Here is a 13,362-nt window from a genome sequence, read left to right on the forward strand (position 1 = left end):
CCTTGCTGTGCTGATTCAGGGTGGTTAGGCGTCGACGACCAGGTCGGTCTGCGCCGTCGAACAGCACGGCAGAAATTTGCCGGCCTCAATCTCGCGGGCCCGGATGCCGCCCTGGTGATTCATGTCCACCTCACCGCTGACCTTGACGACCTTGCAGGAGCCGCACATGCCCTCCCGGCAGTTCGCCCCGATGCGCACGCCGGCCTCCCGGGCGGCGTCCAGGACGTTCGCCTGCGGGTCGATGCGCACGTTCAGGCGGGTGCGCAGGAACGACATCGTCAGGCTGCCTTCCCCGACCACCTCGAAGGTGGCCGGGTCAGCCGGCCCGGTCGCCTCCGGTGCGGCCGGGCTCGACGTGACCGGCCTCGAGGAGGCCGCTGCGCCGCCGTCGTCCACGGGGATGTTCAGTTCCGCGATCCGGTAGAGGTCCAGTGCACCCGTGGGCGGATCGACGACGTCGGCCGGGACCTCCCCGGCCGCCTCTCGTGCGGCGTCCTGGGCGGCAGCCTGTGCGGCCGCCATCCCCTCGGCGATACCGCCGGCGAGGGCCACCTCCTCCCGATACTCGAGCACGGTCTCACGGGTACCGGAGAAGGACTCGATGAAGATGGACGTCTCGTCCACGCCCACTCTGGTCAGCAGGTCCGCGGCGACGTCAATGTACCCCTCCGGACCGCAGGCGAACACCTTGCGCCCGTTGGCGTCGGGGACCACGGTCTCGATCATCTCCGCGGTGAGCCGCCCGACCATGCCCTCCCAGGTGCCAGGGACGCTGCGGTCGCCCAGCGAGTAATACACGGTGATCCGCGAGTCGACCGCGGCCAGATGCTCGAGCTCGTGGGAGAACGCGAAGGTCCCCGGCGCGGCCCCGTGATACAGCATGATCACGTCGGCATTGGCCGGGAGGGAGTGGATCGTCCGGATCATCGACATCAGCGGGGTGACACCAGACCCGGCGGCCAGGAACAGGTACCGGGCGCGGCGGTCGTAGTCGGGCAGGTGGAACGCCCCCACGGGGCCGAGCACCTCCAGCACGGCCCCGGGCCGGATGTTCTCGTGAATCCACGGCGAGACCGTGCCGCCCTCCTCGTGCTTGACGGTGATGGCGAAGGTCCACGGTTCCGTCGGGGCGCTGGAGAGGGAATAGCTGCGGTTGACCGGCTCGGCCTCCGGACCGTTCACGGGGAAGGCAATGTTGAGGTACTGCCCGGAGCGGAAGGCGAGCGGTGCGCCGTCGGTCCGGCGCATGACCACGGTGAGCATGCCCCCGGCCTCGGGGATGGTCTGGACGCACTCGGCGAGGAACTCCTGCGGGTACCAGGGGGCCAGCGCCGTGGCCGCCGCCGCGAAGGGCAGGTCGGCGGAGGCCTGGACCACCCTGTTCCACGGCATCTCCAGGCCGCGGAGGCGCCGGACCTCCGGGATCGTGGTGAGGGTGGTGCTGACGGTCATGCCACGTGCTCACGCATGCGCTGGGTGTACCAGTTGATGAACGCCTCCACCTGGTACTCGCTCCTCATGTACGGTCCGGGCTCGTAGGCCGGACTGTACGCCCCCTGCTGGCACATCTCCACGAAATTCTTGTCCTGCAGGTTCGTCTGCTTCCACGTGTGGGTGAGCGCGTCGAGGTCGTAGTCCACGCCCTCGACGGCGTCGTCGGCCACGAGCCAGGTGGTGCGCACCAACGTCTGGTGCTCGTTGATCGGGAACGCGGCGAACGTGATCACGTGGTCGGAGAGCAGGTGGAACCAGGAGTTCGGCTGCAGGTGCATGGAGCAGCGGCCCAGCCGGAAGTCCCGCAGGTCACCCAGCAGCTTCTTGGACAGGCGGCGGCCGGTGGCGGAGAAGGACTCCCCCGCTCCGTCGAGCGGCTCGCGGGAGATGCGGATGCCGGTGACGCGGGTGTCGAGTTCCTCGACCACCTCGAAGGGCAGACCGTAGCGGGTGCAGCGTCCTCTCAGGGCGTCCTCGGCCTCGATGTTGCGGTTCCAGACGTCCTCCAGGTGGGGCGGGACGATCCCCTCGGAGAGGCCCCAGGTCGGGAAGAGGGAGCAGGCCAGCTCCGGGTGGCCGTCGCAGTGGTAGCACTCCCGGTTGTTCTCCATCACGAGTTTCCAGTTGCCCTCCTCGATGATGTCCTGTTGGTAGGCCACCCGGGCGCTGGCGATCTCATGCGGGGCCAGGTACGGCTCGAAGATCCCGCCGACCTCGTCGAAGTCGGCGGGGGGCTCGTCCGCCAGGCAGACGAACACCAACCCGGCGACCACCCGCCCGTGCGCCTTCTTCAGCGCGAAGCACGCCTTGTCGAAGGACGTCTCGCCCGGGGAGGAGGCGTGGATCAGGTCCCCGTCGGCCGAGTAGGTCCACGAGTGGTAGCCGCACACCAGGTTGCCGGTGCTGCCCGTCTTCTCCGGGAGGACCCGGGCACCGCGGTGGCGGCACACGTTGTGCAGGACGTTCACGCCCTCGTCGGTGCGGAGGACGATCAGGGAGTACGGACCGTAGTCCACAGTGACGTAGTCACCCGGCTCGGGGATCTCGGCGAGGCTGGCAGCGAAGAGCCAGTGCCGGCCGAAGATGCCCTGCATGTCCGCGGCGAAGATCTCAGGATCGGTGTAGAACGGCGCCTCCAACGAGTAGCCGGTGCGGCGTTCGTTGAGCAGGAGGCGCAACTGGGCCGTCTGCTCCGCGGTGGGGGCGAGGCGGCCGCGGGTAACGCTGGAGTTCACGGCAAGGGTCACGGTACTGGTTCCTCGAGTCTGCGGGGATCGGGGTGGTGCTGCGGGCCGAGCGGGTTGCATCCGTTACGGTGCTGTGATCAGTGACACATCGATCGTAACGACCTGAACCCTGCAATAAAAAGCACGGAAAAGTGGCAGGAACCGTGCAATATTGGTGCATGATCGATCGACGCCTCCTCACCCTCCGGACGTTCGCCTCCTGTGGCAGCATCGCGGCGACGGCGGAGCTCACCGGTTACTCCCCGTCTGCCGTCTCGGCACAGCTGCGCGAACTTCAGCAGTCACTCGGCATGCGCCTGCTGCTGAAGGAGGGCCGCGGGCTACACCTCACGGCCACCGGGCGCTACCTCGTCGAGCAGACGGACGGTCTGGTTGAAGAGTGCGACCGCATCACCTCCACCATGGCGTCCGTCGCCGGAGCCACGCCCATCGAGTTCGGCCTGGGCGGCTTCTCGACCGCGGCCTCCAGTCTGCTCGTCCCGCTCGCGGCGGAGCTGCAGGCCACACAGCCTAAGGTCACCGTGCGGGTGGTCGAGGCGAGCCCGTCGCGGTGCCTGGACCTCCTCCTCGCGGAGCGGATCGATCTCGCCGTCGTCGTGGCCACCGAGGCCGAGGCCGACGTCGGCGCCGATGCAAGGGTCGAGGAGACGCCGCTGCTCGACGATCCGCTGGACGTCATGCTGCCGCTGAAGCACCGCTTGGCCGCAAGATCCTCCGTCTCGTTGCACGAACTCGTGGGGGAGGTCTGGATCACGGACGCGCCGGGTACCGCCTACCGCGCGTTGTTCTCCGCTGCATTCACCGCGGCCGGCGTGAACCCGAAGGTCCAGCACGAGGTGACCGAGTGGGAGACGACGACGGCTCTCGTCGGGGCCGGGATGGGCCTCGGCCTGGTGCCGCGCCTGGCGAGCCTGGCGGGGGCCGAGAATGTGCGGCGCGTGCCCATCTCAGGTCCGGCGCGGCCGACGCGGCGGATCCTCGCCGCAGTACGCCGGGGCACGGCGACCGCTCCCATCATCGCTGCCTCCCTGGCCCACCTGAAGGATGCCGCCCGGCGCCTGCTCTCGGAGCGCCTGGCGGAGAATCCCTAACCCCGAGTCCCCGATTCCCCAGGCCGGCTACTCCGCACCCGGCGAGGAGTCCTGCTGGAACGCCACGATCCGCTCGATCGCCTCCGCCACGTCCCGCTCGCCGGCCGCGAAGGACAGCCGCACGTACTCCTCGCCGTGCGCCGTGTCGAAGTCCGTGCCCGGCGTCAGCGCCACGTGCGCCCGCTCCAGCAGTGCCTCACAGTAGGCCGTGGAGGTGCCGTACCGCGCCAGCATCGCTTCCCCTGGCTTCGCCCAGAAATAGAAGGCGCCGTTCGCGGGCGCGGCATCGGTCCAGCCCAGCCGGCCCTGGTTCTCCAGCACCAGGGCGCGGGCCCGGGCGAACCCGGCGACCTGGACGTCGCACTCCACGTAGGACTGCTCCGTGAAGGCCTCCACCGCCGCGTACTGCGCGGCCGCCGGCGGGCACAGGGACACCGAGCCGGAGAGCCCGCTGACCGCCGGCGCCAGGTCCTCCGGCATCAGCATCCACCCGATCCGCCAGCCCGGCATCCCCCAGTACTTGGAGAAGGAGCTGATCACCAGGGCCTCCGCCGAATACTCCCCCGCACAGACCCCGCGCACGACGCCGGCCGCGTCACCTCCCGCGGCACCGTCACCTGCGGTGCTGGAAGACCCGTACGTCACCCCGTGGTAGATCTCGTCCGAGACCAGCCGCACCCCGCGACCGGAGCACCACCGCGCCAGCGCGGCCATCTCCTGCCGGGTGGCCATGGTCCCGGTCGGATTGTTCGGGGAGGCGAGGATCAATCCGGCCAGCGGACCGTGCACGGCCTCCGCCTCCTCGAGGAGCGCGGGGGTGGGCTGGAAGCGCACGGCCGGGCCGGCGTCGAGCTCCACCACCTGGCAGCCGAGCGCGGCGAGGATGTTGCGGTAGGCGGCATAGCCGGGGCGGGCCATGGCCACGCGGTCCCCCGGGTTGAAGGCGGCGAGGAAGCCGAGCATGAACGCGCCGGAGGAGCCGGTGGTCACGGCCACCCGCGCGGGGTCCACGTCCAGGCCGTACCAGCGCCCGTAGTGCGCCGCGATGGCCTGCCGCAGCGGGGCGATGCCCAGCGTCGGCGTGTAGTTCAGCGCCCGCCCGGAGGCGTGCACCTCCGCCGCCCGCGCGTTGACCGCGGTGGGCGCCCCGCCGCCGGGTTCCCCGGCGCACAGGCTCACGACGTCGGCTCCAGCGGCCCGCAGTTCGGCGACCCTCCCGAGGATGGTCATCACCTGGAAGTCCGGGACCTGCGAGCGCGAGGAGGGGCCGAGGGGGCGGGCGGTGGAAGCGGCAGGGGCGGGGCGCTCGTCGGTCATGACCCGAGCCTAGCGATGGGTCAGTCCCTGTCCTCCTCGGTCTCCGGGATGCCTTGGACGTTGTAGACGCCGAACCCGAGCACGCCCGCCACGACCGCGGCCACGATGGCCGGGCGCAGCAGATAGTCCGAGGCGCCCTCGATCCACCCTGCCTGAGCGGTGACCAGGCCGGCGATCTGCGTCAGAACCAGAAGGAAGGCCAGGCCGAGGAACAGGGTCATGGCCACGGTGTACAGGCCGGTGAAGGCCTTGTTGAGTGTCTTGCGCACGGAGTGCTCCTAACTGATGGGGACGGGGACGATGCCCAAGGCGATGAGGATTCCCAGGGCCGTGATCGGCAGGACGTAGTAGATCACCAGGGGGATGAAGGTGCTCTCCGGTTTGGCGCCGGTGATGCCGCTGGCCACGAAGATGGAGCCGGAGGCCGGGGGTGAGGCACCCTCGGTGGAGGCGAAGACCAGCATGGCGATGACCGCCAGGAGGGGGTCCACCCCCGCTCCGACGAGGGTGACGAGGGAGACCTGGCCGACGGCCGAGAGCGTGGCCGTCGAGGACAGCGGCCCGGCCACGAGGACCACCAGGGCACCCACGAGGCTCACGAGGAGCCAGACAGGGATGTCCAGTCCGCTGACGATGCTGTCCACGTCCTCGGCCAGGCCGAGGCGGTCGAGGACCTCGCTGGCGGAGATCGCGAAGTACAGCAGCACCCCGATGGTGAAGAAGTGCGGCACGCTGTCCCGCATCAGCTCCCACCAGCCCCGCAGCGTCCGGGGCAGCTCTCGCCAGCCCACGATGGCGCTGATCGCGATGATCAGGACGGGGATCCAGACGATCAAGGAGATGGAGTCGAGCGATTCCCCGTACCCGCCCGAGGCGAGGAGCGCGTCGGCCAGGGGGCCGACGGTCACCAGGATCGGCACGAGGGCGCCCAGGAAGATCAGCGTGGAGGGCCAGCCGGTTCGGAGTGCGCTGCGCAGGGTGACGTGGTCCTCGGCGACCTCCGGCCGCACGCCGTCCCGGTGGACGAACCAGAAGGTCAGGATGACCCGCCACACCACCTGGTACAGGCCCGCCACCAGCAGTGCCAGGTAGACCTGGCTGGTGGTCACCATGGAACCGGCGAAGCCGATCATGATGATCATCGACGCACTCGGCGGCAGGGCCGCGCCCAGTCCGGCGTTCCCGGCGATCACGGTGGCCGCCCGGGACCGCTTCCAGCCGGATTTGACCATCCAGGGGCCGGTGATCGAGCCCGAGGCGGCAGCGTTGCCGGTGTTCGAGCCCCCGGCGAGCGCCCCCATGACCCCGGACGCCGCAACGTCCACGAAGGCGGGACCTCCGCGGACTCGTCCGAGTGCGGAGGACAGGATCTTCACGAGTTTGCCGATGACCCCGACGCGTTCGACGAAGTACGTCATGAACACGAATCCGGCCGCGGCGTAGAGGACTTCCGACTCGGTGGCCTCCACCATGGACTCCACGGCGACGGCCGGTGCATCCATGCCCGCGAACGGCAGGGTCGCCAGGAAACCGAGAATCATTGCCTCGCCCATGTTGCGCTTGACCAGCACGTTCCAGATGACGATGACCGAGATGAAGACAGCGAGGGCGATCAGTGCGGTCGGCATCAGGAACCAGCCTTCCCACGGCGGCGGAGAATCTCGTCCCGGCGGCGTTCCTCGTCGGCCAGGACGGCCTGGCCGCGGCGCAGGACGGATTCGACTTCAGCGGAGGGGACCACGATCACGCCGTCGGAGTCGGCGACCACGTAGTCACCGGGCTGGCACACGACTCCACCGATGGACACGGGTACCTCGGTTCGGCCGGGGCCGTCCTTGTAGGGGCCGGCGGGTGAAATTCCGGCAGCCCAGACCGGGAAGCCGATCTCCGCCAGCTCCCGGGCGTCGCGGACTGCGCCGTCCGTGATGAAGGCACGGATTCCTTTCGAGACCGCGCGCTCGGCGATGAGCTCGCCCATCAAAGCTCGTTCGGCGTGGCCGCCGGCGGCCACCACGAGGATGTCCCCCGCCCGGGCTGCGTCCAGCGCGCGGTGCACGGCCGCGTTGTCCCCCGGCCGGGTCCAGACGGTCAATGCCCGTCCGGCCACGGCTGGCGCCTCCCAGACGGGCTTGATCCGGGAGGTCATCAGGCCCAGCCGGTCGCCGGCGTCGCCCAGGGCCGCGGTGGGAATGGCCGCGAGCCGTTCCACCAGGTCCCCGTCTGAGGTACGGGCGGCGCGCAGGTGGTATTCGCGGGCACCGCTGGTCACCGGCCAATCGGACGCTGGCCCGTCCAGCCCCGTGAGGCTGTCCGCGAGTTCTCGGCCCCGGCGGGCGGCGTGGAGCATGGTCCCCGATCGTAGACGGTCACGACCGGCGTCACCGTCAGCCAGGGCCACGGCGATCTGTTCGCCCATCCAGTCAGACTCGCCGGCGCGGTCCGCCGCGTCCATCGACTCGCTGACCAACGCGCCCAGGCCTTTCATGAAGACGCTGCGCAACAGTTTCCGGCTGGAGGCCGCACCGAGGTCCGTCCCCACCGTCTCCGGATTGCCGCCCAGCTCCACCAGTCGCCGGCGGGCCTCCTCGGCGGCCGGGCCGGCCAGCAGCACCTGGACCCGTTCCCCGAACCGCCGCACCGAGCCGATGACCGCCCCGTCGACGACCTCCGCGCCAGGCTCTCCGGTCCCGGACAGGGCGTCCCGCACCTGCTCCTTGAGCCGGGGGGAACCGGAGTTCAGGTCGATGTACACGGCGTCCCGTCCCAGGTGCGGCGCCGCCTCCTGCGCCGCGGCGACCGCGTGCGCCGCCGTCGTCAGACTCAGCACCACTTCCGCCCCGTCGACGGCCTGGGCAATCGACGGTCGGCGGTGCACCGAGGGGTTCACCGCCACCTCCGCCGGGTCATACCCCGAGACCTCGTGACCCGTGCGGGCGAACCCCTCGGCGAAGGTCCTCCCCGCCTCACCCAAACCCAACACCGCTACTCGCACGATGACATCTCCTATCGTTAGTGGCATATTTACTCTCACTCTGCGAGAGTCCTTGTGCATCTTAGTGTTACATATCACTGTGATGTCAAGCACGAATCATTGAATGAGAGTTGGAGGCCATGGGCGAGATTTCTTGCCACAATGGGAGGCCAGAGGTCCGTACGGTGAGGAGCAGGGCATGGCGGAGAGCAACAACCGGGGGCGCACGGTAGAACGGTCGCTGGACATCGTGGACTACGTCAGCACGGTGCGCAGCCCGGTGAAGCTGAGTCAGATCGCCCGGCAGACCGGCCTGCACCTGGCCACCACCCAGCGGCTGGCCGCCACTCTGGTGCACCGCGGCTACCTCCGGGTGCAGGACGCCGGGTACACCGTGGGCCCCTCCGTGCTCTCGCTGGCGCGGGCCTTCACGCTCCAGGATCGCCTCAGCGTGGTCTCCTTCCCGGTCCTCCAGGGCCTCACCGACGCCACGGGGCTCACCTCCTCGCTCTACGTGCGCACCGGGGACACCCGGGTGCTGACCTGCCGGGTGGATGCGCCCCACCCGATGAGGTACCAGCTCCCGATCGGCCAGCGCCTCGAACTCACCCGCGGCGGAGGCAAGGTGCTGCTCGCCTATCAGTCCGCCGAGGACGGCCAGGCAGTGGAGGATGAGGCCGAGACGACACTCGCGGACGGTCGGATCCAGACCTCCGAGGACCTGGCCGGCGAACTGGCCACCGTCAGGTCACTGGGATACCACTTGAGCATCTCCGAGCGGCACCACGGGACCGTGAGCCTCACGGCTCCCATTTGGTCCCCGGACGGGGTCCTGTGCGGCGTCGTCAACATCGTGGCCCATGACGACACGCTCACCGGAGACCAGGTCATGGAGCTACGGCCCCACCTGATGTCAGCGGCCCGCAACATCGGCGAACAGATGTAGCCCTGACGGCTCCTGCCCCGGGTCAATCGCCTCGCAGCCCGAGCAGGGCACCCTGGACCCATGACACGGCACCCGCGGCACGGTGGCTGCGGGCTGGCGCACCTGGCTGTAATTACTGATCGGCGGGGCCGCGGCGCCGGGACTGATCGGCCTCGCCGCGGTCCACCTGGTCCTCAGCGCCGCCCCCAGCGCGGTCACGCTGTTCCTGATGGGCCCGTCAGTACTGGCCGGTCATCCCAGCCGGGAGGTGCCGAGTGTTGGAGGCTGGGAGCTGGCACCTGGGCATCACGCCCCTATGAATCAGCCGGCGGCCGGTGCCGTGAGCCCGTTGACCATGGCGTCGATCCGCTGCGGGGACATGGCGTGGTGGATGGCCAGCATGCTGGCGCCGAGGACGCCGGCGTCCAGCCCGGAGCCCGACTGGACGATCTGCAGGTGCTGCGTGGCCAGCGGGACGGTCCGGGAGTACACCGCCTCGCGGATGCCCGCGATGAAGTGCTCGCCGGTCAGGGTCATGGAGCCGCCGACCACGATCACGGACGGATTGATGAGGCTGATGCAGGCGGACAGGACCTCGCCGACGTCCCGCCCCGCCTGCCGGACCGCATGGACCGCCTCGGTGTGACCGGTTTGAACCAGACGCACCACGTCCTCGCCCGTATGGGCGTCCAGACCCTGCGCGCGCAGTTGTGTGGCCACCGCCGGGCCGGAGGCCACGGCTTCCAGGCAGTCCAGGTTGCCGCAGTGACAGGGAACACCGCCGCCACGGTGCACGCGGATGTGGCCGATGTCCCCGGCCACGCCGTCCGCACCTCGCTGGAGCCGGCCGCTGGCGACGATGCCGGCGCCGATGCCCGTGGCCACCTTCACGAACATCAGGTCGTCCACCTGCGGCCAGGCGACGTTGCGCTCGCCGAGGGCCATGATGTTGACGTCATTGTCCACCAGGACCGGCACGTGGAAGTGGTCCTGCAGGAATCCGGGGACATCGAAACCGTTCCAGCCGGGCATGATCGGTGGATTGATGGGCCGGCCGGTGCGGTGTTCCACGGGGCCGGGGACGCCGACGCCGATCGCCAGCAGGTCGCCCGTGGTGCGCTCCGACTCCCCGAGGAGTCCGGTGGCGAGTTCGACAACGGCCTGCAGCACTACTTCAGGGCCTTGCGCCACCGCGATGGTGCGGGTGGTCTCCCGGAGGCGGTGGCCGGCGAGGTCCGTCACGGCCAGCCGCAGGTGGGACGCGCCGATGTCCACGCCGAGAACCACCTTGCTGCCTGCCTGCAGGGCGATGCGTGAGGACGGGCGGCCGCCGGTGGGGACCGCCTCGTCGACGTAGCCGACCAGGCCCAGCTCCATCAGCGCCTCGATGCGGAGGGTCACCGTGGACCGGGACAGTCCCATGCGCTCCGCCAGCTCGGTCCTCGTGCGGGGGTGTCCGTCCCGCAGGATCTGGAACAATTCGCTGGCGCCCGATCCGCCCGATCCGTCCAGCCCATCGAACCTGCTTATGTCGTTCATCGACTCATTACAGCATACGTCTCGACGCAACGATTCACTGGTCCTCCCTTCGCGCGGATCACCCTAGACCTTGAGCGGCTTGGCCGTGGCCCGGCGCTCATTGCGGGCGGCGAAGCGTTGCTGCAGGAGGACGGCCACCACGATGATGAGGCCCTTCGCCAGCGCCTGGACGGACGTATCCATGTTGTTCTGCGTGAACACGTTGGTCAGGGTGCTGAAGATCAGCACGCCGAGCACGGTGCCCATGATGGTGCCGCGACCGCCGATGAGCAGGGTGCCGCCCACCACCACGGCGGCGATCGCGTCCAGCTCGTAGAGCAGGCCGTGTGTGGAGGTGCCGGCCGTCGTGCGGCCCATCATCATGAGCCCGGCAATGCCGGCCGCGAGCCCGGCCAGGACATAGAGGTAGACGAGGTGGCGCTTGACCTTGACGCCGGCCAGGCGTGATGCCTCGAGATTGCCGCCGATCGCGACGGTGCGGCGGCCGAACGTGGTGCGGTTGAGCAGGAACCAACCGGCCGCGGCCACGAGGGCGAAGATCCAGACCAGCACGGGGACGCCCAGGAAATCGGCGCGCATGAAGTCCAGGAAGTCCCCGTTGTTCACGATCAGCGTCCTGCGCCCGGAGATGAGCTCGGCGAGTCCACGCGCGGCCACCAGCATGGCGAGGGTGGCGATGAAGGCCACCACGTTTCCGTAGGCGATGATCACGCCGTTCACGAGTCCGGCAATCCCGCCCACGAGGAGCGCCACGAGCACCATCACCAGCCACGTGGACTGCGTGGCGGCCAGCTGGACGCTGGCCAGGCTGGCCACCACCGTGGTCAGGCCCATGACCGAGCCGACGGAGAGGTCGATGCCGCCGGCCGTGATCACGAAGGTGATGCCGATGCTGATCACGCCGATGATCGAGGCATGGCGCAGGATGGTGAGGATGTTCTCGACCGCCAGGAACCTCTCTCCGCTGGTGATGAGGCCGATGGCGACGAGCGCGGCCAGGGCGATGACCAGCCCCAGGCTGCGGGCACCGGAGCCGTGGAGGAGGTTCCGTCCGGGGGTCCTGCTGCCGGGGGCGCCGTGACTGGAGGCCGGGGCCGGACGCCGATCGGCCACGGGTGTCTTCTGCTCGCTCACGCGGCACTTCCCTTCATGACGAGGTCGAGCACTCCGTGCTCGTCGATTTCGTTGGCGTCGGACTCCGCGAGGACGCGACCGTCGTCGATGACGAGCACGCGGTCGGCCAGACCGAGGACTTCCTCGATCTCACTGGAGATGACGATGATGGCGGTGCCGGCTGCGGCGAGCCGCCGGATGAGCGTATAGATCTCCGCACGGGCGCCCACGTCCACGCCACGGGTCGGCTCATCCAGCAGGAGCACCGGGGTTCCGTGCACCAGCCACCGGGCCAGGAGGATCTTCTGCTGGTTGCCGCCGGAGAGCGTCCGTGCCGGGCGGTCGGGATCGGCTGGGCGCAGCTCCAGGGCGTCGATCTGCTCCCGCGCCGCCTGGCGTTCGGCCGACTCGTCGAGCAGGCCCGCCCGTGCGAAGCGTCCGAAGGTGGAGAGGGTCACGTTCCGGTAGAGCGGCTCGTCCAGGATGAGCCCCTGGCTCTTGCGCTCCTCGGGGGACAGGCCGATGCCGGCGTCCACGGCCGCGCTGACCGAGCCGGGCGTGAGCCTCCGGCCGTTCACGCTGACGCGTCCGGCGGTCGCCTTCCGGGCGCCGTAGATGGTCTCGATGATCTCCGAGCGCTGTGAGCCGACCAGTCCGGCGAGTCCGAGGATCTCGCCGGCGCGGACCATGAAGCTGACCGGCTCGAAGTGACCCTGCAGCTCCAGGCCGTCCACCTCGAGCGCCACGGGGGCATCGGCCGCGACGGGCTTCCGCGGCGGGAACACGTTCGCGACCTCGCGGCCGGTCATGAGCCTGATCAGCTCCGCCTTCGGGGTCTCGGTGACATGGAGGCCGTTCGCGGTGCTGCGGCCGTCCTTGATGACGGAGATGCGGTCCCCGATCTGGCGGATCTCCTCCAGGCGGTGCGAGATGTAGACGACGGCGATGCCTTGGGCCGTGAGCTCGCGGATCACCCGGAACAGGTTCTGGACCTCGCCGGAGTCCAGGATGGCACTGGGCTCATCCATGATGATCAGCTTGGTGTCCCGCGAGAGCGCGCGGGCCATGCTGACGATCTGCTGGTTCGCGGCGGAGAGCGAGCCGACCTCCCGCGACGGGGAGAGGCCGCCATGGCCCAGCCGCTGCAGGAGGGACCGCGCGGCCGCGTTGGTCCTCTTCACGTGCAACACGCCCCCGGTCGACCGCTCGTGGCCCAGGAAGATGTTCTCCGCGATGGTCAGCCCGCCGACCACGTCGAGCTCCTGGTACATCGTGGCGATGCCGAGGTCCAGCGCTGTGGCGGGGCTCTCGAGCTCGACGGCACGGCCCTCCCAGAGGATCTCGCCCTCATCCGGTCGATGTACGCCGGAGAGCGTCTTGATGAGGGTGGACTTGCCGGCCCCGTTCTGGCCCATGACGCAGTGGACCTCTCCGGCACGCACGTCGAGGTCGACTCCCTTGAGCGCCTGGACGGCGGCGAAGCGCTTGGAGAGTCCGCGCACCTCCAGCAGCGGCGACGCCTGATCATGTTCCGACATGTGACGAAGCTAACACATTACGTCGATCATCGGTACAAGGGCGTCGATTTCTCCCATGGTTCTGTTATTGTGACTCACATCACGTCGATGAGCCGTCTCTTGGAAGCAGGCTCCCCCGACGCACACG

The 13,362-nt window shown here is 69.4% G+C and carries 11 protein-coding genes; 2 read left to right on the forward strand and 9 right to left on the reverse strand.

The window, feature by feature from the left end:
* Positions 1 to 24: 24 nt before the first annotated feature.
* Positions 25 to 1,452: a flavin reductase family protein gene (locus BOSE125_RS13015; RefSeq protein WP_159553165.1), complete on the reverse strand. Its 1,428-nt coding sequence runs from the start codon at positions 1,450 to 1,452 to the stop codon at positions 25 to 27.
* Positions 1,449 to 2,741, reverse strand: a complete 1,293-nt coding sequence (locus BOSE125_RS13020; RefSeq protein ID WP_159553167.1) for an SRPBCC family protein — start codon at positions 2,739 to 2,741, stop codon at positions 1,449 to 1,451. The genes BOSE125_RS13015 and BOSE125_RS13020 overlap by 4 nt, the downstream gene beginning before the upstream one ends.
* 158 nt (positions 2,742 to 2,899) lie before the next feature.
* On the opposite strand from BOSE125_RS13020, the gene BOSE125_RS13025 reads away from it, so the two are divergent.
* Positions 2,900 to 3,832, forward strand: a complete 933-nt coding sequence (locus tag BOSE125_RS13025; protein ID WP_159553169.1) for a LysR family transcriptional regulator — start codon at positions 2,900 to 2,902, stop codon at positions 3,830 to 3,832.
* Between the two features lie 27 nt (positions 3,833 to 3,859).
* On the opposite strand, the gene BOSE125_RS13030 is transcribed toward BOSE125_RS13025, so the two are convergent.
* From BOSE125_RS13030 to BOSE125_RS18260, 4 genes are read right to left on the reverse strand one after another with little or no spacing between them, the layout of a single operon-like run.
* The gene (locus BOSE125_RS13030) at positions 3,860 to 5,149 is read right to left on the reverse strand and encodes an aminotransferase class I/II-fold pyridoxal phosphate-dependent enzyme (RefSeq protein ID WP_159553171.1); all 1,290 of its coding nucleotides are present in this window, start codon (positions 5,147 to 5,149) and stop codon (positions 3,860 to 3,862) included.
* 20 nt (positions 5,150 to 5,169) lie between these two features.
* Entirely contained in the window at positions 5,170 to 5,418 is a 249-nt protein-coding gene (locus BOSE125_RS13035) for a hypothetical protein (protein WP_159553173.1), read from the reverse strand.
* A gap of 9 nt (positions 5,419 to 5,427) precedes the next feature.
* Positions 5,428 to 6,777, reverse strand: coding sequence for a TRAP transporter large permease subunit (locus BOSE125_RS13040; RefSeq protein WP_159553175.1), 1,350 nt, complete (start codon positions 6,775 to 6,777; stop codon positions 5,428 to 5,430).
* Positions 6,777 to 8,141, reverse strand: a complete 1,365-nt coding sequence (locus tag BOSE125_RS18260; protein WP_371300597.1) for an NAD(P)-binding domain-containing protein — start codon at positions 8,139 to 8,141, stop codon at positions 6,777 to 6,779. The genes BOSE125_RS13040 and BOSE125_RS18260 overlap by 1 nt, the downstream gene beginning before the upstream one ends.
* Before the next feature lie 178 nt (positions 8,142 to 8,319).
* Here BOSE125_RS18260 and BOSE125_RS13050 point away from each other — a divergent pair, with 178 nt between their 5' ends.
* Complete coding sequence (locus tag BOSE125_RS13050) at positions 8,320 to 9,066, forward strand: IclR family transcriptional regulator (RefSeq protein WP_159553177.1); 747 nt, start codon at positions 8,320 to 8,322, stop codon at positions 9,064 to 9,066.
* 300 nt (positions 9,067 to 9,366) lie between these two features.
* Here the strand turns inward: BOSE125_RS13050 and BOSE125_RS13055 are convergent, their stop codons facing one another.
* The 3 genes from BOSE125_RS13055 to BOSE125_RS13065 all read right to left on the reverse strand — a co-directional run bounded on the left by BOSE125_RS13055 (position 9,367) and on the right by BOSE125_RS13065 (position 13,235).
* The gene (locus tag BOSE125_RS13055; protein WP_159553179.1) at positions 9,367 to 10,584 is read right to left on the reverse strand and encodes an ROK family transcriptional regulator; all 1,218 of its coding nucleotides are present in this window, start codon (positions 10,582 to 10,584) and stop codon (positions 9,367 to 9,369) included.
* A gap of 63 nt (positions 10,585 to 10,647) precedes the next feature.
* A complete protein-coding gene (locus BOSE125_RS13060; protein WP_159553181.1) occupies positions 10,648 to 11,718 on the reverse strand; it encodes an ABC transporter permease in 1,071 nt (356 codons plus the stop codon).
* Positions 11,715 to 13,235: a sugar ABC transporter ATP-binding protein gene (locus BOSE125_RS13065; protein ID WP_159553183.1), complete on the reverse strand. Its 1,521-nt coding sequence runs from the start codon at positions 13,233 to 13,235 to the stop codon at positions 11,715 to 11,717. Before BOSE125_RS13065 ends, BOSE125_RS13060 begins: the two co-directional genes overlap by 4 nt.
* Positions 13,236 to 13,362: the final 127 nt, after the last annotated feature.

This window comes from Citricoccus sp. K5 (assembly GCF_902506195.1).
In the GTDB taxonomy this organism is placed as follows: Bacteria; Actinomycetota; Actinomycetes; order Actinomycetales; family Micrococcaceae; genus Citricoccus.

Coding starts and splice junctions, on each gene's coding strand:
- BOSE125_RS13050 (WP_159553177.1), top strand. CDS start 8,320: ATGGCGGAGAGCAACAACCGGGGGCGCACGGTAGAACGGTCGCTGGAC.
- BOSE125_RS13030 (WP_159553171.1), bottom strand. CDS start 5,149: ATGACCGACGAGCGCCCCGCCCCTGCCGCTTCCACCGCCCGCCCCCTC.
- BOSE125_RS13015 (WP_159553165.1), bottom strand. CDS start 1,452: ATGACCGTCAGCACCACCCTCACCACGATCCCGGAGGTCCGGCGCCTC.
- BOSE125_RS13055 (WP_159553179.1), bottom strand. CDS start 10,584: ATGAACGACATAAGCAGGTTCGATGGGCTGGACGGATCGGGCGGATCG.
- BOSE125_RS13025 (WP_159553169.1), top strand. CDS start 2,900: ATGATCGATCGACGCCTCCTCACCCTCCGGACGTTCGCCTCCTGTGGC.
- BOSE125_RS13040 (WP_159553175.1), bottom strand. CDS start 6,777: ATGCCGACCGCACTGATCGCCCTCGCTGTCTTCATCTCGGTCATCGTC.
- BOSE125_RS13065 (WP_159553183.1), bottom strand. CDS start 13,235: ATGTCGGAACATGATCAGGCGTCGCCGCTGCTGGAGGTGCGCGGACTC.